Origin of the sequence: Aeromonas dhakensis (assembly GCF_000820305.1) — a bacterium.
GTDB classification, from domain to species: Bacteria; Pseudomonadota; Gammaproteobacteria; order Enterobacterales; family Aeromonadaceae; genus Aeromonas; species Aeromonas dhakensis.
In genome coordinates, this window is sequence record NZ_CDBH01000049.1 from 15,840 (window position 1) to 36,621 (window position 20,782).

At 63.4% G+C, this 20,782-nt stretch carries 17 protein-coding genes; 13 read left to right on the plus strand and 4 right to left on the minus strand.

From position 1 onward, the window contains the following. The first annotated feature begins 74 nt into the window (after nucleotides 1-74). Entirely contained in the window at nucleotides 75-611 is a 537-nt protein-coding gene (locus BN1143_RS14500) for a GNAT family N-acetyltransferase (RefSeq protein ID WP_024943199.1), read from the plus strand. 55 nt (nucleotides 612-666) lie between these two features. Beyond that, complete coding sequence (locus BN1143_RS14505; RefSeq protein ID WP_024943200.1) at nucleotides 667-1,401, plus strand: SDR family oxidoreductase; 735 nt, start codon at nucleotides 667-669, stop codon at nucleotides 1,399-1,401. A gap of 50 nt (nucleotides 1,402-1,451) precedes the next feature. On the opposite strand, the gene glnE is transcribed toward BN1143_RS14505, so the two are convergent. The 3 genes from glnE to BN1143_RS14520 form a co-directional block, all read right to left on the minus strand. Continuing rightward, nucleotides 1,452-4,325 carry a bifunctional [glutamate--ammonia ligase]-adenylyl-L-tyrosine phosphorylase/[glutamate--ammonia-ligase] adenylyltransferase gene (glnE, locus tag BN1143_RS14510; protein WP_042051126.1) on the minus strand — a complete coding sequence of 958 codons (2,874 nt, stop codon included), beginning with the start codon at nucleotides 4,323-4,325 and terminating at the stop codon, nucleotides 1,452-1,454. Nucleotides 4,326-4,455: 130 nt separating this feature from the next. Then, entirely contained in the window at nucleotides 4,456-4,896 is a 441-nt protein-coding gene (locus BN1143_RS14515) for a GNAT family N-acetyltransferase (RefSeq protein WP_042051127.1), read from the minus strand. A gap of 77 nt (nucleotides 4,897-4,973) precedes the next feature. Further along, a complete protein-coding gene (locus tag BN1143_RS14520) occupies nucleotides 4,974-6,224 on the minus strand; it encodes a methyl-accepting chemotaxis protein (protein WP_005309321.1) in 1,251 nt (416 codons plus the stop codon). 31 nt (nucleotides 6,225-6,255) lie between these two features. On the opposite strand from BN1143_RS14520, the gene BN1143_RS14525 reads away from it, so the two are divergent. The 11 genes from BN1143_RS14525 to BN1143_RS14575 all read left to right on the plus strand — a co-directional run bounded on the left by BN1143_RS14525 (nucleotide 6,256) and on the right by BN1143_RS14575 (nucleotide 20,293). After that, nucleotides 6,256-7,077, plus strand: coding sequence for a potassium channel family protein (locus BN1143_RS14525; protein WP_017764773.1), 822 nt, complete (start codon nucleotides 6,256-6,258; stop codon nucleotides 7,075-7,077). 152 nt (nucleotides 7,078-7,229) lie between these two features. Continuing rightward, complete coding sequence (locus BN1143_RS14530; RefSeq protein WP_005309324.1) at nucleotides 7,230-7,835, plus strand: TIGR04211 family SH3 domain-containing protein; 606 nt, start codon at nucleotides 7,230-7,232, stop codon at nucleotides 7,833-7,835. Between the two features lie 269 nt (nucleotides 7,836-8,104). Beyond that, on the plus strand, nucleotides 8,105-11,269 hold the full coding sequence (gene putA, locus BN1143_RS14535) for a bifunctional proline dehydrogenase/L-glutamate gamma-semialdehyde dehydrogenase PutA (protein WP_042051128.1): 3,165 nt from the start codon (nucleotides 8,105-8,107) through the stop codon (nucleotides 11,267-11,269). Between the two features lie 200 nt (nucleotides 11,270-11,469). Beyond that, nucleotides 11,470-12,249: an NAD(+) diphosphatase gene (gene nudC / locus BN1143_RS14540; protein WP_042051129.1), complete on the plus strand. Its 780-nt coding sequence runs from the start codon at nucleotides 11,470-11,472 to the stop codon at nucleotides 12,247-12,249. Between the two features lie 155 nt (nucleotides 12,250-12,404). Beyond that, on the plus strand, nucleotides 12,405-13,472 hold the full coding sequence (hemE, locus tag BN1143_RS14545; RefSeq protein ID WP_042051130.1) for a uroporphyrinogen decarboxylase: 1,068 nt from the start codon (nucleotides 12,405-12,407) through the stop codon (nucleotides 13,470-13,472). 179 nt (nucleotides 13,473-13,651) lie between these two features. Then, nucleotides 13,652-14,581 (plus strand): ROK family protein, encoded by a 930-nt coding sequence (locus BN1143_RS14550; RefSeq protein WP_042051131.1) that lies wholly within the window; start codon nucleotides 13,652-13,654, stop codon nucleotides 14,579-14,581. 49 nt (nucleotides 14,582-14,630) lie between these two features. Continuing rightward, entirely contained in the window at nucleotides 14,631-15,641 is a 1,011-nt protein-coding gene (gene epd / locus BN1143_RS14555; RefSeq protein ID WP_010635047.1) for an erythrose-4-phosphate dehydrogenase, read from the plus strand. A 62-nt stretch (nucleotides 15,642-15,703) separates the two neighbouring features. Beyond that, nucleotides 15,704-16,867, plus strand: a complete 1,164-nt coding sequence (locus tag BN1143_RS14560) for a phosphoglycerate kinase (protein WP_011704731.1) — start codon at nucleotides 15,704-15,706, stop codon at nucleotides 16,865-16,867. Nucleotides 16,868-16,982: 115 nt separating this feature from the next. Next, entirely contained in the window at nucleotides 16,983-18,062 is a 1,080-nt protein-coding gene (gene fbaA, locus BN1143_RS14565) for a class II fructose-bisphosphate aldolase (RefSeq protein ID WP_005309342.1), read from the plus strand. A 159-nt stretch (nucleotides 18,063-18,221) separates the two neighbouring features. Next, complete coding sequence (locus BN1143_RS14570; RefSeq protein ID WP_042051132.1) at nucleotides 18,222-19,523, plus strand: NAD(P)/FAD-dependent oxidoreductase; 1,302 nt, start codon at nucleotides 18,222-18,224, stop codon at nucleotides 19,521-19,523. Between the two features lie 320 nt (nucleotides 19,524-19,843). Next, the gene (locus BN1143_RS14575) at nucleotides 19,844-20,293 is read left to right on the plus strand and encodes a hypothetical protein (protein WP_042051133.1); all 450 of its coding nucleotides are present in this window, start codon (nucleotides 19,844-19,846) and stop codon (nucleotides 20,291-20,293) included. Nucleotides 20,294-20,323: 30 nt separating this feature from the next. Here BN1143_RS14575 and BN1143_RS14580 read toward each other — a convergent pair whose 3' ends face one another. Beyond that, nucleotides 20,324-20,737, minus strand: a complete 414-nt coding sequence (locus BN1143_RS14580; protein ID WP_005309347.1) for a hypothetical protein — start codon at nucleotides 20,735-20,737, stop codon at nucleotides 20,324-20,326. Between the last annotated feature and the right edge of the window lie 45 nt (nucleotides 20,738-20,782).

Sequence of the window (20,782 nt, forward strand, 5' to 3'; positions counted from 1 at the left end):
GCCGGTAGTGAAAGAGAGGGGTGTTTGGGCCGGACAAAGATGGTATCACTGTGGTTTTACCAAGGAGCAGATGAATGAGTCGAAGTGAAATCGCAAGAGAGATATCCCATCCGGACTGGCCACTGGTCTGGCAGATCTACGGCAGCAGCTTTCCCCGCTACGAACAGCGCCAGCCGCAGCATCAGCAACGCAAGATGGGAGACTCCCGCTTTCACTGTCAGCTCTTCTATCAGGGCGAGCAGCTGCTCGGCTTTATCTTCTGGTGGGACTGCGGCGAGCAGATCTACATCGAGCATCTGGCCATCAACCCGGTCCTGCGCGGCCAGAACCACGGCTCACGCCTGCTTGCCGCCTTCTGCGAGACGGCGGGGCGCCCCGTCATCCTGGAGATAGATCCGCCAGAGGACGAGATTTCCCTTCGCCGGCTGCGCTTCTATCAGTCGCTGGGCTTTTGCCTGAGCGATCATGACCACGTGCACCCGCCCTATCAGCCTGATTGCGAGGGACATGCGCTGCGGGTGCTGAGCTATCCGGCCCCGCTCGACAAGGAAGATTATCTGCGTTTCAACAAGGTGCTGGTGGAGACAGTGATGGATCACGGCCCGGCCTGACACGGCTGCCATCCATCTCGCAGTGCCACCGTGCGCGACATGACCAGGAGGGTCCATGAACAAACGAGTGCTGATCACCGGCGGCGGCAGAGGCATTGGCGCCGCCACCGCCCGCCATCTGGCGGGGCAGGGTTATCATCTGTGCCTCAACTATCGCCATGACAAGGCCAGTGCCGAGGCGCTGGTGGCCGAGATCCTGGCCTCCCATCCGGTCCGCTGCATCGCGGTGCAGGCGGATGTCGGGGTGGAGGCCGAGGTGGTGCGTCTGTTCGAGGAGATGGACGCGCGGCTTGGCCCCGTCACCCATCTGGTCAACAACGCCGGCAGGTTGCAGCCGCAGATGCGGGTGCTGGAAATGAGTGCCGAGCGCATCAACCAGACCCTGACCACCAATGTTACCAGCTGCTTTCTCTGCTGCCGCGAGGCGGTGCGCCGGATGACGGCGGGGGGCGCCATCGTCAATGTCTCCTCGGCCGCCGCCCGGCTGGGCTCGGCGGGGGAGTATGTGGACTATGCCGCCGCCAAGGGGGCCGTCGACGTGCTGACCAAGGGGCTGTCGCTGGAGGTGGCGCCCCTGGGGATCCGGGTCAACGGGGTGCGTCCGGGTTTCATCTACACCGAGATGCACGCCGACGGCGGCGAACCCGGTCGGGTCGACCGGGTTAAGGGGCAGATCCCGCTGCAACGGGGCGGTCAGCCGATCGAAGTGGCTGCCGCCATCGCCTGGCTGCTCTCTGACGAGGCTTCCTACGTCACCGGCACCTTTATCGACGTGGCCGGCGGGCGCTGACCCCGACCGGATGATAGATACAACAAGGGGCGCCTCGGCGCCCCTGCTGTTTACTCCCCCAGCAGCTGTTGCCAGACCGCCAGCACATGGCCTCGTTCGGTCAGCAACTGGTCGTCCCCCACCTTGCGGGAGACTTCCGAGAGGTTGAGGCGATGGCCGAGGTTGCGGATCTCCAGATAGGCGTGCTTGAGCCCCTCCGCCTGCTCCAGGGTCAGCACTCCCGCCAGCACGCACTCGTCGAAGATGCGCACGTTATCGGACCAGCGGGTGAGCGCCTCGGGTTCACCGCAGGCATGGGCCAGCACCAGGTACTGGGCGATAAACTCGATGTCCACCATGCCGCCGGGGGACTGCTTGAGATCGAACTCGCCGGCGCCCGCTTTGAGCAGGTGATCCCGCATCTTGTGGCGCATCTCGCGCACCTCGCGGGCCAGGGTCGGCAGCGCCCGCTCCTTGGCCAGCACGGCGCGGCGGATGCGGGCAAACTCGGCGATCACCGCCTCATCGCCATAAATCGGACGGGCCCGCACCAGCGCCTGATGCTCCCAGGTCCACGCCTCGTTTTGCTGGTACTGCTCATAGGCCGACAGCGACGACACCAGCAGGCCGGAATCGCCGGAGGGACGCAGCCGCATGTCGATCTCGTAGAGAATGCCGGACGGGGTGCGGGTGCTGAACAGGTGCAGGATCCGCTGGGCCAGGCGCAGGTAGAACTGGCGGCTGTCGATGGGCTTGCGCCCGTCGGTGTAGCTGTTGGGGTCGCCACCGTGCAGGAACACCAGGTCGAGATCCGAGCCGTAGCCGAGCTCGATGCCGCCCAGCTTGCCGTAGGCCACCACCGCAAAGCCGCGCTGGCCGCTCACCGCCACCTCGGGCGGCACCCCGTAGCGCTCGCTCATCTGGGCCCAGGCCTGATTGACCACCTCCTCGGTGATCGCCTCCGCCAGCCAGGTGAGGTGGTCGCTCACCTTCATCAGCGGCAGGGCGCCGGCGATATCGGCCGCCACGATGCGCAGCAGCTGCACCTGCTTGAACTGGCGCAGCGCCTCCATCTGCTGCTCCACGTCCTCTTCGGGGATGCGCAGCAGGAACTGGCGTAGCTGGGGCTTGTACTGATCGAGCGGGGTGGGGTGATAGAGGTGCTGGGGATCGAGCAGCTCGTCCAGCAGGATGGGGTAGCGGGCCAGCTGTTCGCTCACCAGATGACTGGCGTCGCACAGCCGCACCAGCTGGCGCAGGGCGCCCGGGTTCTCCGCCAGCAGCTGCAGATAGGCGCTGCGGGTGAAGATGCGGGTCAGCAGCTCGCACACCCGTTCGAACAGGCGGGCAGGTTGCTCGCTGGCGACCACCAGTCGCAGCAGCTCCGGCATCAGCCAGTCCAGCGCGATGCGCCCCTGCGGGCCAACCTGACGGCGCTTGTACTCCTCCTTGAAACGCAGCAAGGCGGCGCAGAGCGGGGCGGGCTCGGCCACCCCCTGCGCGGTCAGCAGTTTTTCCAGCTCGGCGGCGTCGAGCTCGGTGCGCCACAGATCGAGCCAGAGCTGCTCCAGATGGGCGGGGGCTTCCTTTTCTTCCCCCACCACGGCGGCGAACTCCTGATGGACGGCCGCCATCTCCTCATCCAGATGAGCCATGAAGGCATCCCAGTCGGTAAAACCGAGGGCGGCGACGAGCCGCTGGCGATCCCGTTCCTCGGTGGGCAGGGTCTGGGTCTGCTGATCGCCGATCTCCTGCAAGATGTTCTCGACCCGGCGCAGGAAGCGATAGGCCGTCAGCAGGCGGTCGCAGTGGTCGGCTTCGAGGGCGCCGCACCGGGCGATGGCGGCCAGCGCCTCCGGCAGGTGGCGCACCCGCAGCGCTGGTTCACGACCGCCACGAATAAGCTGCAGCGCCTGGGCGATAAACTCCACCTCGCGAATGCCGCCAGCCCCCAGCTTGATGTTGCCCTCCAGCCCCTTGCGACGCACCTCGGCGGCAATCATCGCCTTCATCTGGCGCAGGCCGTCGATGACGCCAAAGTCGATATAGCGGCGAAACACGAAGGGACGCAGCATCTCGGCCAGCTCGACCGCATGCTCGCACTGGGGCCCCAGCACCCGCGCCTTGACCATGGCGTAGCGCTCCCAGTTGCGACCGTGGTGCTGGTAGTAATCCTCCATGGCGGCAAACGAGATGGCGAGCGGCCCCGCGTCGCCAAAGGGGCGTAAGCGCATATCAACCCGAAACACCTGGCCGTCGACCGTGCTCTGGTGCAGGGCGTTGATGATGCGTTGGCCCAGCTTGATGAAGAATTGCTGGTTGGCGAGCTCGCGCCGCCCACCGACCGTGTAGCCGTTCTCGGGGAAGGTGAAGATAAGGTCGATGTCGGAGGAGAAGTTGAGCTCGCCGCCCCCCAGCTTGCCCATGCCGAGAATGAGCAGCGGCTGCGGGTTGCCGTTGCCATCCATCGGGGTGCCCAGCTCGTTGCACTGCTTGGCGTAGAGCCAGTCGCGGGCGGAGCAGATGAGGGCATCCGCCAGCCTGGTGAGGTGGATAAAGCTCTCTTCCACCTCGGCATGACCCAGCAGTTCGCGCCAGGCGATCACCAGCATGCGGCTGCGGCGGAACTGGCGCAGGATGCGCTTGAGCGCCTCCTCGTCATCCACCTCGGCCAGCAGGGCGGCCAGATCGCGTTGGTAGGCAGGCCAGCGCTCGGCCTGATCCAGATCTTCTGAGGCGAGCAGCTCGGTCAGTAACTCCGGCTGTTTGAAGAGAGAGTCGGCGACAAAATCGGAGAGGCCGAGCAGGGTCAGCAGAGTCTGGCGCACCGGCTCGGGTTGCGTGCCGTAGTCGGGGGCCAGTTCAGTCAGCCGTTGCCAGTGGCGCTGGGCCAGCTCCTGCAGCAGGGGGGAGAAGGCGGAGAAAGAGGGAGAGTGCTGGGCCACGGTTGCCGTCCTTGTGATTAACGAAACTGCCGGATAAAAAGCTGGCTGCCAATCTAGCACTGTCGGGCCCCCGCGTCACAGCGCAGGGGCGAGAAGCATGATCCGGCGGGAATTATCGGCAGCCGACCATTCAGGTGCGCTGGTAGATATCGGGGTGGTAGATCTCCATCAGGCTGCCGGGGCTTGCGGGCGGCACGAAGCCGAAACCGGCGTAGAGGCTGTGGGCATCGGAGGTGGCGAGGGAGAGGCGACGCAATCCCTGCAGCTCGGGATGGTCGAGTATGGCCGCCACCAGCGCCTTGCTGTAGCCGCGGCCGCGATGCTCTGGCAGCACGAACACGTCGGCCAGATAGCCGAAGGTGGCGCGGTCTGTGATGACCCGGGCGAAGGCGACCTGTTGGCCGCCAAGGTAGCCGCCAAAGCAGAGCGAATGGTTGATGGCCCGCTGCAGGGTGGCAAGGGGAATGCCGCGACACCAGTAGGCCTCTTCAGACAAGAAGCGGTGGATCAGCGGCAGGTCGAGCCGCCCCTGGTCGGCGCTGATTTCAAGCGCAAGTTCTGTGGTCTGCATCCTGGCTCCTTGCCGCGATGAAAAAAGAAAGGCCCCTCGTGGGGGCCTTCCAGTCTAACCAGATTGTTGCGTGAAAGTCAGGCCAGCTTGAAGGCCTGAATATGAGTATCCAGGGTCTGGCTGTGGCGCTCCACCAGTTCGGAAGCCTCCTGCAGCTCGCGCAGCACCACCACGGAGCCCTCCACCACCTGCTTGACCTGCTCCAGGTTGCCGCTCATCTCCTCGGCCACCGAGCTCTGCTGCTCGGAGGCGGCGGCGATCTGGCGGTTCATGTCGGCCACCCCCTGTACCCGTTGCACTATGGTGGCGAGCTGGTCGCCGGCCTGGGTCACCTGCTCCACCCCCTTGTCGGCCTGCTGCACGCTCTGGGCCATCAGCTCGGCCGCCTGGCGGGCGTTGCCCTGCAGCTGCTCGATCATCTTCTGGATCTCGACGGTGGCGGCCTGGGCCCGGTTGGCCAGCTCCCGTACCTCGGAGGCGACCACCGCGAAGCCACGGCCCGCCTCACCGGCGCGGGCGGCTTCGATGGCGGCGTTCAGCGCCAGCAGGTTGGTCTGCTCCGAGATGCCGCGAATGGTGTCCACGACAGAGCCTATCTGATCGACCCCCTGTTCCACCTGGTTGACCACGGTGGAGGAGCGTTGAATGTTGCCGGAGAGGGTGTCGATGGTGTTGACGGTGGCGGCCACGCAGCGGCTCCCCTCTTCCGCCAGCTGGCTGGTCTCGGCGGTGGCGTGGGAGGCCTGCTCCGCATGGGCGGCCACCTCGCGGATGGCGCCCACCATCTGGCTCATGGCGCTGGCCAGCTGCTCAATCTGGGTGAACTCCTCGCTGATGGCCTCGTTGGCCTCCTCCATGCAAAGGGTCACCTGGGAGGCGATGTCGTTGAGCTCCTTGCAGGCGACGCGCTGGGTGCCGAACACCTCCTTGAGGTTCTCCTGGGAGTGGGCCACCGCCTTGGCGATGTCGCCGAATTCGTCACGGGACTTGAGCAGCACCCGGTGGCTCAGATCCTTGCGGGCGAAGCGTTCCAGCAGGCCCACCAGATAGTGCACCTGCTTGACCATCAGGCGCGAGCCGGTCAGCAGCAGTACCACGAAGACCAGCCCCATGATGGCGGTCTCCATCAGCCCGGTCCAGAGCAGGCTGTTGGCGATGGTGTCTGCCTTGTCGGGGGCGATCCCTTCGCTGAGCAGGGTGGTTTCCAGATTGCTGGCGTCGAACCAGAGCTTGATCAGCAGCAGCACAGTACTGAACACCATGAGCAGTACCACTTTGGGTACCAGCCGGATATTGCTCATTCGCCTCTCCAGCGGGTTTAACTGCATAATATTTCTCCTTTTAATGACCGGTTTTCCTTTGTCCTCAGGACTATCGGCATTATCTTCCTTTTTATTAATTCGCACCGTGCCTAAAGTGGGAAAATGTATGCGCCATCACTTAACTCATCTACGCGCCATGGATCTGTTGATGGCGTTTCTGTCGGTGATCTCGGTTGTGCTGGTCACGGCCCGCTGGTGGGGTCATCAAACCCTGGCCCCCCAGACCCTGCAGCTCTTCTATGACGTCGACAGCCTGATCTGCTACTTCTTCCTCGGTCACTTCGCCTATGGCTGGATCCGGGCCCCCGACCGGATGGCCTTCTTCAAGGCCAACTGGTTCTATCTGCCGGGCAGTCTGCCCATGGTGGAGCAGTTGCGCTGGGCCCGGCTCATCCAGTTGTGGCGGATCTACCAGCTGCTGCGGGATCAGCCGGATCTGCTGGCCATGTTTCGCCGCGAGCGCAACGAGACCACCCTCTCCGGCATCCTGTTTCTGTTCTTCCTGCTGCTGGGGGTGGGATCAGGGGTGATGTACTGGGTCGAGTCGGGCCAGCCCGGCAGCCAGATCCAGACTCCCTACGATGCCTTCTGGTGGACGCTGGTGACCCTCTCCACCGTGGGGTATGGCGATCTGGTGCCCAAGACGGAGGAGGGACGCTTCGTCGCCAGCCTGCTGATCCTGTTCGGGGTCGGTCTGTTCGGTGCCATCAGCGGTTTCATGGCCAGCCTGTTCCTGCAGCCGGGACGGGGGGATGTGGAGCTGGAGAAGTGGCGCCATCACCAGAGCGCACAGCAGGATCTGCTGCTGCAGGAGCTGCGTGCCCTGCGGGCCGAAGTGAAGGCACTGAAACAGAAATAGGCAGCGGCGTCCGGAATGGTCGCGTCGCGATAGAGACAAGTTGAGAGCCACCTCTCAGCTCGGGGGGGAGCCCTTTTCTTTGCTTGTCCTTTGACCCGCCGGCGGCTTAACATTCGCCAGTCACCTAACCAAACGAAGAGAACCGATCGACCATGCGCGCCCTTCTCGGGATCCTGATCTGCTTGTGTGCCCAACAGGCACTGGCCGATACCCGCTATGTTTCAGACAACATCTTTACCTTTATTCACAATGGTCCGGGCACCCAGTACCGGATCCTTGGCAGCGTCAAGGCGGGTGAGCCGCTGGACGTCAAGGCAGTGAACAACGAGGCCGGTTTTACCCAGGTGGTGGACGGTCGTGGCCGTGAGGGCTGGATCAAGAGCAGCGAGTTGCAGGGCGAGATCAGCCTGCGCGAGCGGCTGCCCCAGGTACAGAAAGAGCTGGAAGAGGCCAAGGCCCGCCTGCTGAACCTCAACGGTGACAACGAGAAACGCTTCGCCGAGAAGGATGGCAAGATCGCCGAGCAGAGCAAGGAGATCGCCACCCTCAAGGCCCAGCTGGCCAGCCAGGGCGAGGAGATGGGCAACCTCAAGGAACAGAACGACGCCCTGACCCAGAGCTACGACAACCAGGAGCACGACATGCAGATGGACTGGTTCATCCGCGGTGGTGCCATGGTGGGTGGCGGCATCCTGCTCGGCATCCTGCTGCCCATGCTGCCCCGTCGTCGCAGCCGCGGTGATCGCTGGATGAACTGACAACCGCTGTCGGCAGCAGCGTGAAGGGTCGCCATGGCGACCCTTCTTTTTTGCCTTGCGAAAAATTGTATACAAAATAAGGCGATGAATTTTGCCTGGTAGGCATATGGCGCCGATATAGTGCTCCATATGAGCCAATCAGCGATCTTTGTTAATAACAGGCAACAATTTCATTTCATCTATGGGTTGATATTGTATACATTATCGGCGTTTCGGCGGCACGACCGCCTTCGTCGATATCAGCCCTAGGGCGTACAGGAAGACCCCATATGTTCAAAGCTACCCAAGTGCTTGCCGCTGACTACATTCCCTCCGATCTGGCCGCCCTGCGCGAAGCCATCACCCAGAACTACGTGGTGGATGAAAATGCCTATCTGGCCGAACTGTCGGCCATGCTGCCGGGGGATGGCGCCTCGCTGGAACGGGTGACCCAGCGTGCCCGTACCCTGGTGACCAAGGTGCGCAAGGAGAGCGGCTCCGGCGATGGCATCGACGCCTTCCTGCAGGAGTACAGCCTGGATACCCAGGAGGGGATCATCCTGATGTGCCTGGCGGAGGCGCTGCTGCGCATTCCCGATGCCGAAACCGCCGATGCCCTGATCAAGGACAAGCTCTCCGGCGCCAACTGGTCGTCCCATTTTCGCAAGAGCGACTCCACCCTGGTGAACGCCTCCACCTGGGGGCTGATGCTGACCGGCAAGATCATCAAGCTCGACAAGAAGCTGGACGGCAACCCGGCCAACCTGCTGGGCCGCATGGTCAACAAGCTGGGGGAGCCCGTGGTGCGCTCCGCCATGTACGCCGCCATGAAGATCATGGGCAAGCAGTTCGTGCTGGGGCGCGACATGAAGGAAGCCCTCAAGGCGAGCCGCAAGTCCCGCGAGAAGGGTTACACCCACACCTACGACATGCTGGGGGAGTCCGCCTTGACCCTGGCCGATGCCGACAAGTATTTCGGTGACTACCAGCGCGCCATCGAGGCGGTGGGCGGCGAGCGCATCAGCGACGGCGGCCCGGCCCCCTCCATCTCCATCAAGCTGTCGGCTCTGCATCCGCGCTATGACGTGGCCAACCGCGAGCGGGTGCTCGGCGAGATGTGCGAGCGGCTGGTGGGACTGGTGCGTCTGGCCCGCGACAAGGACGTGGCCATCAGCATCGATGCCGAAGAGATGGACCGCCTCGAGCTCTCCCTGGACTTGTTCGAGCAGCTTTATCGCTCCGATGCCAACCGCGGCTGGGGCAAGCTCGGCATGGTGGTGCAGGCCTACTCCAAGCGCGCCCTGCCGGTACTCTGCTGGCTCACCGCGCTGGCCCGCGAGCAGGGGGATATCATTCCGGTGCGGCTGGTAAAGGGCGCCTACTGGGACAGCGAGCTGAAATATGCCCAGCAGGCCGGCCTGCCAGGCTATCCGCTGTTTACCCGCAAGGCGGGCACCGACATCTCCTACCTCGCCTGCGCCCGCTATCTGCTGAGCGAGCCGACCCGCGGCTTCATCTCGCCCCAGTTCGCCACCCACAACGCCAACACAGTGGTCAGCATTCTGGAGATGGCCGGCGATCGCCAGTTCGAATTCCAGCGCCTGCACGGCATGGGGGAGGAGCTGCACAACGCGGTGCTGAACGAGCAGCCCGGCCTGCACTGCCGCATCTATGCGCCGGTGGGTGCCCACAAGGATCTGCTGCCCTACCTGGTGCGCCGCCTGCTGGAGAACGGGGCCAACACCTCCTTCGTCCACAAGCTGGTGGACCCCAATACCCCGGTCGACTCCCTGGCCGAGCACCCGCTGCGCACCCTCAAGCGCTACTCCAGCCTGGCCAACGATCGCATTCCGCAGCCGGTGAATCTGTTCAGCGACCGCAAGAACTCCAGCGGCGTCAACATGAACATTGTCTCCATCCAGCGCCCCTTCTTCGCCAAGTTGAAAGAGCTGGAGAGCAAGCAGTGGCTGGCGGGCCCCATCGTCGATGGCGAGACCCTCAAGCGCAACGAGGCCCGCGTGGTGCTGAGCCCGCAGGATGTGAGCCTGACCGTCGGCAAGATCCACTGGGCCGACGAGCAGGCGGTGGAGCAGGCGCTGGCCTCGGCCCATGCCGCCTTCCCGCGCTGGCGCGAGACCCCGGTGAGCGAGCGTGCCGCCGCCCTTGAGAAACTGGCGGATCTGCTGGAAGCGAACCGCGAGCAGTTTATCTCCCTCTGTACCCGCGAGGCGGGCAAGCTGCTGCAGGATGGCATCGACGAGGTGCGCGAGGCGGTGGACTTCTGCCGCTACTACGCGGTGCAGGCCCGTGGCCTGATGGGGCAGGCGACCCTGCTGCCCGGTTACACCGGCGAGATGAACGAGCTGTTCCTGCAGGGCCGCGGCGTGTTTGTCTGCATCAGCCCGTGGAACTTCCCGCTGGCGATTTTCCTGGGCCAGGTCGCCGCGGCACTGGCCACCGGCAACACAGTCATCGCCAAGCCGGCCGAGCAGACCGGCCTCATCGCCCACCTGGCGGTGACCCTGGCCCATCAGGCCGGCATTCCCGGTGACGTGCTGCAACTGCTGCCGGGTGACGGCGCCACCGTGGGTGCCAAGCTGACGGCGGATGCCCGCATCGGCGGCGTCTGCTTCACCGGCTCCACCGAGACCGCCAAGCTCATCAACATGACCCTGGCCCAGCGCGATGGCGCCATCCTGCCGCTTATCGCCGAGACCGGTGGCCAGAACGCTATGATCGTCGACTCCACCGCCCTGCCGGAGCAGGTGGTGCGCGACGTGGTGAGCGCCGCCTTCCAGAGCGCCGGCCAGCGCTGCTCCGCCCTGCGGGTGCTCTACCTGCAAGAAGAGATCGCGCCGCGGGTGCTGGAGATCCTCACCGGTGCCCTGCAGGAGCTCAAAGTGGGCAACCCGGCCGAGCACAACACCGACGTCGGCCCGGTCATCGACGCCGAGGCCAAGGCCGGGCTGGATGCACACCTGGTGCACATGATCCCGCGTGCCCGCCTGATCGCGCAGGCGCCGATGCCGGCGGTGACCCTGGGGGGCCACTTCGTGCAGCCGACCGCGCTGGAGATCGGCTCCATCCGCGAGCTGACCCGCGAGCAGTTCGGCCCCATCCTGCACGTGGTGCGCTACGCCGCCCGGGATCTGGACAAGGTGATCGCGGATATCAACGGCACCGGTTACGGCCTGACGCTGGGGATCCACAGCCGCAACGAATCCCATGCCGAGGAGCTGGCGAGCCGCATCAATGTGGGCAACGTCTACATCAACCGCAACCAGATCGGCGCCATGGTCGGGGTGCAGCCGTTCGGCGGGCAGGGCCTCTCCGGCACTGGTCCCAAGGCGGGCGGCCCTCATTACCTGAGCCGTTTCATTACCGAGAAGACCCGCACCATCAACACCACGGCGGTGGGCGGCAACGCCTCCCTGCTGGCGATGGGCGACGCCTGAACGACCGAGACCGACATCAGGCCGCCTGCGGGCGGCCTTTTTCATGGGCATTCTCATGAGTATTGAAAAGCCGCCATCTTGGGGTCGCCACCCGGCTTGCCGCGCCTTAATATGGTGGCCGGTTGTCGCTTTCATCCGTCACCGCCGCCCAGTCCCGGGCGCGCATCCCGACCGACGTCACAACAAAGAGTGCTGCATCTATGCCATTAACCGAACAGGCCCGCTGGTTCGTGCTGGGGGGCGATCACCTCGTCCTGCTGGATGACCAGGGGCGCATTCCACAAGGCCCCCGCGCCTGTCTGCCCAGCCACTTGCAGCATGCCGCCTTTGAGCGCTTTGACGAGTGGGACGGGCTGCCCTGCCTGCTGCTGGATCTGGGGGAAGAGGCAGACCTCGCACCCCTGACCCCCCTGCGCCAGCTGATGGTGGCCGGGGATGAAGAGGGCTTTCGCCTGGCCGGCCGCGCCTGGCAACTCGCCACCTTTCGCCGTACCCACCGTTTCTGCGGCGAGTGCGGCGCCCCCATGAGCCCGAAGGCGGGGGAGTGGGCGCAAGGGTGCCGCCATGGCCACCTGGTCTATCCACGCATCTCCCCCTGCATCATCGTGGCGGTGCGCAAGGGGCCCGCCATCTTGCTGGCGGCTCACCGCCGTCACTATCAAGCCGACGATCCCATGTATACGGTGCTGGCGGGTTTTGTGGAGGCGGGGGAGAACCTGGAGCAATGTGTGGCGCGGGAGGTGTTCGAGGAGAGCGGCATTCGGGTGACCAACGTGCGTTACGTGGCGAGCCAGCCCTGGCCGTTTCCCCACAGCTTGATGATGGGCTTCACCGCCGATTATGAGAGCGGCGAGATCCGGGTGCAGGACGAAGAGCTGGTGGCGGCCGATTTCTTCGAGGCCGACGGGCTGCCACGGCTGCCACCTCACGGCACCATAGCGCGGCGACTTATCGCGCTTTGCCTCGACGACCAGGCCTGAGGGATGCAATGAAGGATGCAAAGAGGGGCGCTTGTTTGCGCCCCTTCACATCTTTGCACTCCAACGGCGGCGGCAGGCGTTTGAGCCGCCCCCCGCCGCGCACAAAGTGGTATCATATCCGCCATTTTATGCTGGATATGAACTCAGGAACTGGGATGAAAGAGCTGAAGAACGATCGTTACCTGCGTGCCCTGCTGCGCCAGGAAGTGGACATGACCCCGGTATGGATGATGCGCCAGGCTGGCCGCTATCTGCCGGAATACAAGGCCACGCGCGCCCAGGCGGGGGACTTCATGTCCCTGTGCCGCAACGCCGAGCTGGCTTGTGAGGTCACCCTGCAGCCACTGCGCCGCTATCCGCTCGATGCCGCTATCCTCTTCTCCGACATTCTCACCGTACCCGACGCCATGGGGCTGGGTCTCTATTTCGAGCAGGGTGAAGGCCCGCGCTTCGAGCGTCCGATCACCTCCATGGCCGACGTGCAGGCGCTGCCGGTGCCGGATCCGGAAGACGAACTCGGCTACGTGATGAACGCGGTGCGTACCATCCGCCGTGAGCTCAAGGGCGAAGTGCCGCTCATCGGCTTTTCCGGCAGCCCCTGGACCCTGGCCACCTACATGGTGGAGGGGGGCAGCTCCAAGGCGTTCACCAAGATCAAGCAGATGATGTATGCCGAGCCGCAGACCCTGCACCTGCTGCTCGACAAGCTGGCCGACAGCGTGATTGCCTATCTCAACGCCCAGATCAAGGCGGGTGCCCAGGCAGTCATGGTGTTTGACACCTGGGGCGGCGTGCTCACCCCGCGCGATTACCGCGACTTCTCCCTGCAATACATGCACAAGATTGTCGACGGCCTCATCCGCGAGCACGACGGTCGCCGCGTGCCGGTCACCCTGTTCACCAAGAACGGTGGTCAGTGGCTGGAGCAGATCGCCGCCACCGGTTGTGATGCGCTGGGTCTGGACTGGACCACCGACATCGCCGACGCCAAGCGCCGGGTCGGCGACAAGGTGGCGCTGCAGGGCAACATGGACCCCTCCATGCTCTACGCCAGCCCGGTCCGCATCCGTGAAGAGGTCGCCTCCATCCTGGCCGGTTTCGGTCACGGCAATGGCCATGTCTTCAACCTGGGTCACGGCATCCATCAGGATGTGAACCCGGAGCATGCCGGCGTGTTCGTCAACGCGGTACACGAGCTGTCCGCCCAGTACCACGGCCGCTGAGCGCCGCCGACAACACAATGAACAACGGGGCCTGCGGGCCCCGTTTTGCTGCCTGCGGCGGGGGCTGCATCCTGACCGCCGCTCGGGTTACACTGCAACCCGGTAGAGGGCGGTCGACTTCAGGCGGGCACGGCAGTGCACCCCGGAGCTGGCGCCCTGCGGTCATGGCTGGAGGCAGGATGAGCAACAGGTTGTTGGATTGGGGTATCGACCTTGGCGGTACCAAGTGCGAGTGCGTGGTACTGGAAGGGGACGAGGTGTTGCTGCGCCATCGCATTCCCACCGAGCGTGCCGGCGGTTATGACCACATGATCGGCCAGATCGCCAAGCTGGTGGCAGAGTGCGCCGACAAGCTCGGCCAGCGGCCGACCCTCATCGGCATGGGGACTCCGGGGGCGCGGGATCCGCAAACCGGCCTGATGAAGAACTGCAACACCACCGAGCTCAACGGCAGGCCGTTCAAGGAAGATCTGGAACGCCGGCTCGGCGTGCCCGTGCTGATCGCCAACGATGCCAACTGCTTCGCGCTGGCGGAAACCCATCTGGGGGCGGTGCGCCAGCACCACCCCTCTGCACGCGTGGTATTCGGCATCATCATGGGCACCGGGGTCGGCTCCGGCATCGTCATCAACGGCCGCATCCTCAACGGTCATCACGGCATCGCCGGCGAGTGGGGCCACAACGTGCTCTCCCCCGACGGCCCCGAGTGCTACTGCGGCAAGCGCGGCTGCGTCGAGACCTTCATCAGCGGCCCGGCGCTGGAGGCCTGGTACGAAGCCAAGGCCAAGCGCCGCCTCCCGCTGGCCAAGATCGCGGCGGCGACGGCTCACGACCACGTGGCCAAGCTCACCATCGACCGGCTGCATCTGCTGTTTGGCCAGGCGCTGGCCAACGTGGTCAACATCCTGGATCCGGATGTGATCGTCATCGGCGGCGGGGTCGGCAACGTTCAGAGCCTCTATCGCGCCGGACGGGAGACTATTTTGCCCTTCCTCTTTAATCCCCGCTTCGCCACCCCCATTATTGCTCCAGCCCTGGGGGACAGCGCCGGGGTATTCGGGGCGGCATTGCTGGCCCGCGGTGAATTTCAGGATGCCCTGCTGTCGTGAGTCAGCCATCCGCTTGTCCCTTTGTCCATGCTGAGGACCCGGAATTTTCATGATCAAGATTGCCATCAACGGGTACGGGCGGATCGGCCGCAACGTGCTGCGGGCCCTCTACGAGAGTGGCCGCGACAAGAACATCAAGATAGTGGCCATCAACGAGTTGGCTGCCCCCGAAGCCATGGTACACCTGACCCGCTTCGATACCAGTCACGGTCGCTTCCACCATCCGGTGCAGCTGGCCGGCAACAGCATGCTGGTGGGGGAGGATCTCATCTCCCTGTTTGCCGAGCGGGATCCGTCGCGCTTGCCGTGGCGGGCGCTGGGGGTGGACGTGGTGCTGGACTGTACCGGGGTGTTCGGCTCGCGGGCCGATGCCGAGCTGCATCTGGCGGCGGGGGCGGGCAAGGTGTTGTTCTCCCATCCGGCCGAGGCGGATGTGGACGCCACCATCGTCTACGGGGTCAACCATCAGGTGTTGACCGGGCGCGAGCGGATCGTCTCGAACGCCTCCTGCACCACCAACTGCGTGGTCCCCGTCATAGAAACATTGCATCGAGAATTCGAGATAAATTGTGGTACTATTACGACAATTCATTCGGCCATGCATGATCAGCAAGTCATCGATGCCTACCACAGCGACTTGCGCCGAACCCGCGCCGCCAGCCAGTCCATCATCCCGGTGGATACCAAGCTGGCCAAGGGGTTGGAGCGGATCCTCCCCCACTTCGCCGGCAAGTTCGAGGCGATCGCGGTACGGGTACCGACCATCAATGTAACGGCAATGGATCTCAGTATTACTGTTCGTAAAAAAGTGACGGTTACTGACGTAAATCAAGCCCTGCAACGGGCATCCAGAGGTACATTAAGCGGTATTCTGGATTACACGGAAGAGCCGCTGGTCTCCGTAGACTTTAATCATGATGCTCACTCCTGCATCATTGATGGTACCCAGACCCGGGTTAGCGATGCCAACCTCGTCAAGATGTTGATGTGGTGTGATAACGAATGGGGCTTCGCCAACCGCATGCTGGATACCACCCGGGCCATGATGGCCGCAGGCTGAGAGCCTGCACCGGGCGCAAGGTTACTGTTTTTAACATTACCTGAAAATATAGAGGACTGAATATGTCTGTTATCAAGATGACTGACCTGGATCTGGCGGGCAAACGCGTTCTGATCCGTGCTGACCTGAACGTGCCGGTAAAAGACGGCAAGGTCACCTCCGATGCACGTATCGTTGCGACTCTGCCGACCATCAAGCTGGCTCTGGAAAAGGGCGCCAAGCTGATGATCACCTCCCACCTGGGTCGTCCGACCGAGGGTGAATACAACGAAGAATTCTCCCTGGCTCCGGTTGTCAACTATCTGAAAGACGCACTGTCCTGCCCGGTTCGTCTGGCCAAAGACTACCTGGATGGCGTAGAAGTCGCCGCCGGTGAGCTGGTTGTGCTGGAAAACTGCCGCTTCAACAAAGGCGAGAAGAAGAACACCGAAGAGCTGGCCAAAAAATACGCCGCCCTGTGTGACGTCTTTGTAATGGATGCGTTCGGTACTGCTCACCGTGCCGAAGGTTCCACCTACGGTGTGGCACAGTTCGCACCGGTTGCCTGTGCCGGCCCGCTGCTGGCTGGTGAACTGGAAGCCCTGGGCAAAGCCATGCTGAAGCCCGAGCGCCCGATGGTTGCCATCGTTGGCGGCTCCAAGGTCTCCACCAAGCTGACCGTACTGGAATCCCTTTCCAAGATCGCTGACCAGCTGGTGGTCGGTGGTGGCATCGCCAACACCTTCATCGCTGCTGCCGGTCACAACGTCGGCAAGTCCCTGTGCGAGCACGACCTGATCGACACCGCCAAGAAGCTGGCTGCCGAAACCAACATCCCGGTGACCACCGACGTGGTTGTGGGTGCCGAGTTCTCCGAGTCCACCCCGGCCACCATCAAGTCCGTTGCTGACGTGACCGACGGCGACATGATCTTCGACATCGGCCCTGACTCTGCCAAGGCCCTGGCCGACATCATCATGAATGCCAAGACCATCCTGTGGAACGGCCCGGTCGGCGTGTTCGAGTTCGACCAGTTCGCTGAAGGCACCAAGGTGATCGCCGAAGCCATCGCTGCTTCTCCGGCCTTCTCCATCGCTGGCGGTGGTGACACCCTGGCTGCCATCGACAAGTTCGGCATCGCCGACAAGGTCTCCTACATCTCCACCGGCGGCGGCGCCTTCCTGGAGTTCGTGGAAGGCAAGGTACTGCCGGCTGTTGCGATTCTGGAACAGCGCGCCAAAGCCTAATTGACCCGAGACGGGGGGCAAAAGCCTCCCGTTTCGTTTATCATGTGGCCGCTGTGCCGGTTCATGATGAACCCCCCATTTTTTATTAACGGCATACGAGACAGGACGATTAAACATGTCTAAGAAAATTTTCGACTTCGTAAAACCGGGCGTGATCACTGGTGATGACGTTCAGAAAGTGTTCGCCATCGCGAAAGAGAACGGCTTCGCTCTGCCGGCAGTCAACTGCGTCGGTACCGACTCCGTGAACGCCGTGCTGGAAGCTGCCGCCAAGGTGAAAGCGCCGGTTATCGTTCAGTTCTCCAACGGTGGTGCTGCATTCACCGCTGGTAAGGGTCTGAAGCTGGAAGGTCAGCAGGCTGCCATCATCGGTGCCATCTCCGGTGCCAAGCACGTTCACGCCGTTGCCGAAGCTTACGGTGTACCTGTGATCCTGCACACCGACCACGCTGCCAAGAAGCTGCTGCCGTGGATCGACGGTCTGCTGGAAGCGGGCGAGAAGCACTTCGCTGAAACCGGCAAGCCGCTGTTCTCCTCCCACATGCTGGATCTGTCCGAAGAGTCTCTGGAAGAGAACATCGACATCTGCTGCGAGTACCTGACCCGCATGGCCAAGATGAACATGACTCTGGAACTGGAACTGGGTTGCACCGGCGGCGAAGAAGACGGCGTCGACAACAGCCACATGGATCAGTCCGCTCTGTACACCCAGCCGGAAGACGTGGCCTACGCCTACGAGCGTCTGTCCAAGATCAGCCCGCGTTTCACCATCGCTGCCTCCTTCGGCAACGTGCACGGTGTCTACAAGCCGGGTAACGTCAAGCTGACCCCGTCCATCCTGGACGCTTCCCAGAAGTACGTGTCCGAGAAGTTCGGCATCCCGGCCAAGTCTCTGGACTTCGTATTCCACGGTGGCTCAGGTTCCACTCTGGAAGAGATCCGCGAGTCTATCTCCTACGGCGTAGTGAAGATGAACATCGACACCGACACCCAGTGGGCGACCTGGGAAGGCATCCTGGACTTCTACAAGACCAACGAAGCCTACCTGCAAGGTCAGCTGGGCAACCCGGAAGGCGCCGACAAGCCGAACAAGAAGTTCTACGATCCGCGCGTATGGCTGCGTGCCGGTCAGACTTCCATGATCAAGCGTCTGGAACAGGCTTTCTCCGACCTGAACGCCATCAACGTACTGTAATTCGTTACAGCACCTTGATTGCATGAAAAGGCGTCCTTTGGGGCGCCTTTTGCATTTCTGTGATCCCGGCGGGCTGGATTGGCGGCGGGGGCCTGCGTATTATCGATGACAGGCCGTTTATTTTAGTAAACGCAACGGGACCAGGGCAGGATGCTGAACATGCAGGGAAAGCACAACACACATCAGGAACACGTGGCCTCCTATTACGCGGCCACCCGCAATGACAATCAGCAGTGGCCAGAGCTCAGCGGGGAGTGCAATGCCGAGGTCTGCATCATCGGCGGCGGCTTCACCGGTCTCAATACCGCCATCAATCTGGCCGAGGCTGGCTACAAGGTGGTGCTGCTGGAAGCCAACCGTATCGGCTGGGGCGCCTCCGGGCGCAACGGTGGTCAGCTCATTCGCGGTATCGGTCACGACACCAGCCAGTTCGCCCGCTGGATTGGTGAAGAGGGTGTGCGCGAGCTGGATCTGATGGGGCTGGCGGCGGTCGAGCTGGTGCGCGAGCGAGTCGAGCGCTTCAACATCGATTGTGACCTGCGCTGGGGTTACTGCGATCTGGCCACCCGCCAGCGCCATCTGGCCGGGTTTGCAGAGGAGGCGGCGCACCTGGCGAGCCTCGGCTACCGGCACGAGCTGAAACTGGTGGCGCGCGAAGATATGCATAGCGTGGTGGGATCGGATCGCTACATCGGCGGCATGATCGACATGGGCTCCGGCCACCTGCACCCTCTCAATCTGGCGCTGGGTGAGGCGCGAGCGGCGGCCAGCCTGGGAGTGGCGTTGTTTGAGCAATCCAGGGTGGTGCACATCGACTATGGCGAGCGGCTGCAGGTCACCACGGCCCATGGCCGGGTCAGCGCCGACTACCTGGTGATCGGCTGCAACGCCTATCTCAATGACCTCAACCCCGAGCTGGGGGGCAAGGTGCTGCCGGCGGGCTCCTACATCCTCGCCACCGAGGTGCTGGAGAAACGGCTGCGCCAGCGCCTGCTGCCGCAAAACATGGCGGTGTGCGATCAGAACGTGGCGCTCGACTACTACCGCCTCTCCGCCGACGGCCGCCTGCTGTTTGGCGGAGCCTGCAACTACTCGGGACGGGATCCTCGCGACATCAAAACCTTTATGCTGCCCAAGCTGCTGCGGGTGTTTCCCGAGCTGGCGGAGACCGCCATCGAGTTCCAGTGGGGCGGCATGATAGGCATAGGGGCCAACCGGCTGCCCCAGATCGGCCGCCTGGCGGATCATCCCAACGTCTTCTATGCCCAGGCCTATTCCGGCCACGGCCTCAACGCTACCCATATGGCGGGCAAGCTGGTAGCGGAGGCGATCAGGGGGGAGAGCCGGGGGCTGGATCTGTTTGGCCGCGTGCCGCACATGACCTTCCCCGGCGGCCCAGCGCTGCGTTCGCCCTTGCTGGCGCTCGGCATGCTCTGGTATCGCTTCAAGGATCTGTTCTAAGCGAGTCAGGGCTTGCCACGGCTCGGCAAGCGGTTGCCACCCCGTTTGCCGGCCAGCCGGATTTATCCTGCCGTTGCCTCGCTTTATAGTCGGAGTTGTCAAAAATCCATCATGCGCCAATTTCTTGTGCTGATCAGAGGAACACACCGGATTGGCGCGGGGTTTGCCATCTGTGAACGGGGTTCGAGCCGCTGAGGATCAGCGGCGGCCCTGCTCAGGAGATCAGGACAATGACAACAAACATAACAGCCGCGGGAAGCGTCGGCTCGCTGGCGCAACTGTTGGCAACGCGCAGCGACGAACGGCAGGAGAGACCAGAGATGCCGCCCCCGCCCCCCCCCGGTGCGAGCAACAAGATGGAGCAGGATCTCAAGTCGGTGCTGGCCGAGCTGGGCCTGTCGGGCAAGAGCGAGGAAGAGAGCGGTGAGAGTACCGAGAGTACCGCCGCCAGCGGTGGTTCACTCGATTCCTTCATGGCGAGCCTGATGGATGCCCTGCACGCTCAGCAGGAGGGGAGCAAGGCCATCGCCACTGGCAGCAGTGACAATCCCATGAAGCTGGATCTGCAGAGCCTGCTGGGTCAGCTGGATGGGGAAGGGGAGCCTGGCAGCGAGGTGAGCGCCCTGCAGAGTCAATTCTCCAGCCTGCTGGAGAGCAGCGGCAACGGCGGTAGCGGGGTGACTCTGAAGGATCTGTTGTCGGCCTTTGCCAGCAAGATCCCGAGCGACGCGCCCGACCGGAAGGGTTATATGGTGGATACCCAGGCCTGAGTCGGCCCGGGTTGCCTGGCCGGGGCCGCGTCAGTGAGCGGGCTCGGCCAGACGCCAGCCCTGCTCGGTCTTCATCATCCACACCTCGGCCTGCTGGGGCAGCACCTGGCCCGCCTCGAACTCGCCGTACTTGCGCTCCAGCTCCATCAGCCCCATCTCCTGCTGGAAGGGGCCGACCCTGTCATAGACCAGATCCTCGTCCTGCAGTACCTGCAACTGCTCCAGTCCCCGCTTGAAGTGGAGCTGGTAGCTCACCTTGACCAGATAGACCCCCTCCATGCGCTCTTCCTTGTCCAGGATGGCGAAGTCGCTGATCTCGAACAGATTGGCGTCGGTGTCTGCCTGCAACTTGGCGGTGACCTGGGTCCGGATTGCCTCTTCACCTGGACCTGCGTAACAGCCATAGAGCCAGAGGGCCAGCAGGGGGATGAACCACTTTTTCATCAAAACTCCGGACGAACGAGACGGGAAAGGGCAAATTTTGCCATG

Bases quoted from the DNA above. Each gene is read 5' to 3' on its own strand.
- BN1143_RS14560 (WP_011704731.1), top strand. From the start codon at position 15,704: ATGTCTGTTATCAAGATGACTGACCTGGATCTGGCGGGCAAACGCGTT.
- BN1143_RS14505 (WP_024943200.1), top strand. From the start codon at position 667: ATGAACAAACGAGTGCTGATCACCGGCGGCGGCAGAGGCATTGGCGCC.
- BN1143_RS14570 (WP_042051132.1), top strand. From the start codon at position 18,222: ATGCAGGGAAAGCACAACACACATCAGGAACACGTGGCCTCCTATTAC.
- BN1143_RS14550 (WP_042051131.1), top strand. From the start codon at position 13,652: ATGAGCAACAGGTTGTTGGATTGGGGTATCGACCTTGGCGGTACCAAG.
- epd (WP_010635047.1), top strand. From the start codon at position 14,631: ATGATCAAGATTGCCATCAACGGGTACGGGCGGATCGGCCGCAACGTG.
- putA (WP_042051128.1), top strand. From the start codon at position 8,105: ATGTTCAAAGCTACCCAAGTGCTTGCCGCTGACTACATTCCCTCCGAT.
- hemE (WP_042051130.1), top strand. From the start codon at position 12,405: ATGAAAGAGCTGAAGAACGATCGTTACCTGCGTGCCCTGCTGCGCCAG.
- BN1143_RS14500 (WP_024943199.1), top strand. From the start codon at position 75: ATGAGTCGAAGTGAAATCGCAAGAGAGATATCCCATCCGGACTGGCCA.
- BN1143_RS14520 (WP_005309321.1), bottom strand. From the start codon at position 6,224: ATGCAGTTAAACCCGCTGGAGAGGCGAATGAGCAATATCCGGCTGGTA.
- BN1143_RS14530 (WP_005309324.1), top strand. From the start codon at position 7,230: ATGCGCGCCCTTCTCGGGATCCTGATCTGCTTGTGTGCCCAACAGGCA.
- fbaA (WP_005309342.1), top strand. From the start codon at position 16,983: ATGTCTAAGAAAATTTTCGACTTCGTAAAACCGGGCGTGATCACTGGT.
- nudC (WP_042051129.1), top strand. From the start codon at position 11,470: ATGCCATTAACCGAACAGGCCCGCTGGTTCGTGCTGGGGGGCGATCAC.
- BN1143_RS14575 (WP_042051133.1), top strand. From the start codon at position 19,844: ATGCCGCCCCCGCCCCCCCCCGGTGCGAGCAACAAGATGGAGCAGGAT.
- BN1143_RS14515 (WP_042051127.1), bottom strand. From the start codon at position 4,896: ATGCAGACCACAGAACTTGCGCTTGAAATCAGCGCCGACCAGGGGCGG.
- BN1143_RS14580 (WP_005309347.1), bottom strand. From the start codon at position 20,737: ATGAAAAAGTGGTTCATCCCCCTGCTGGCCCTCTGGCTCTATGGCTGT.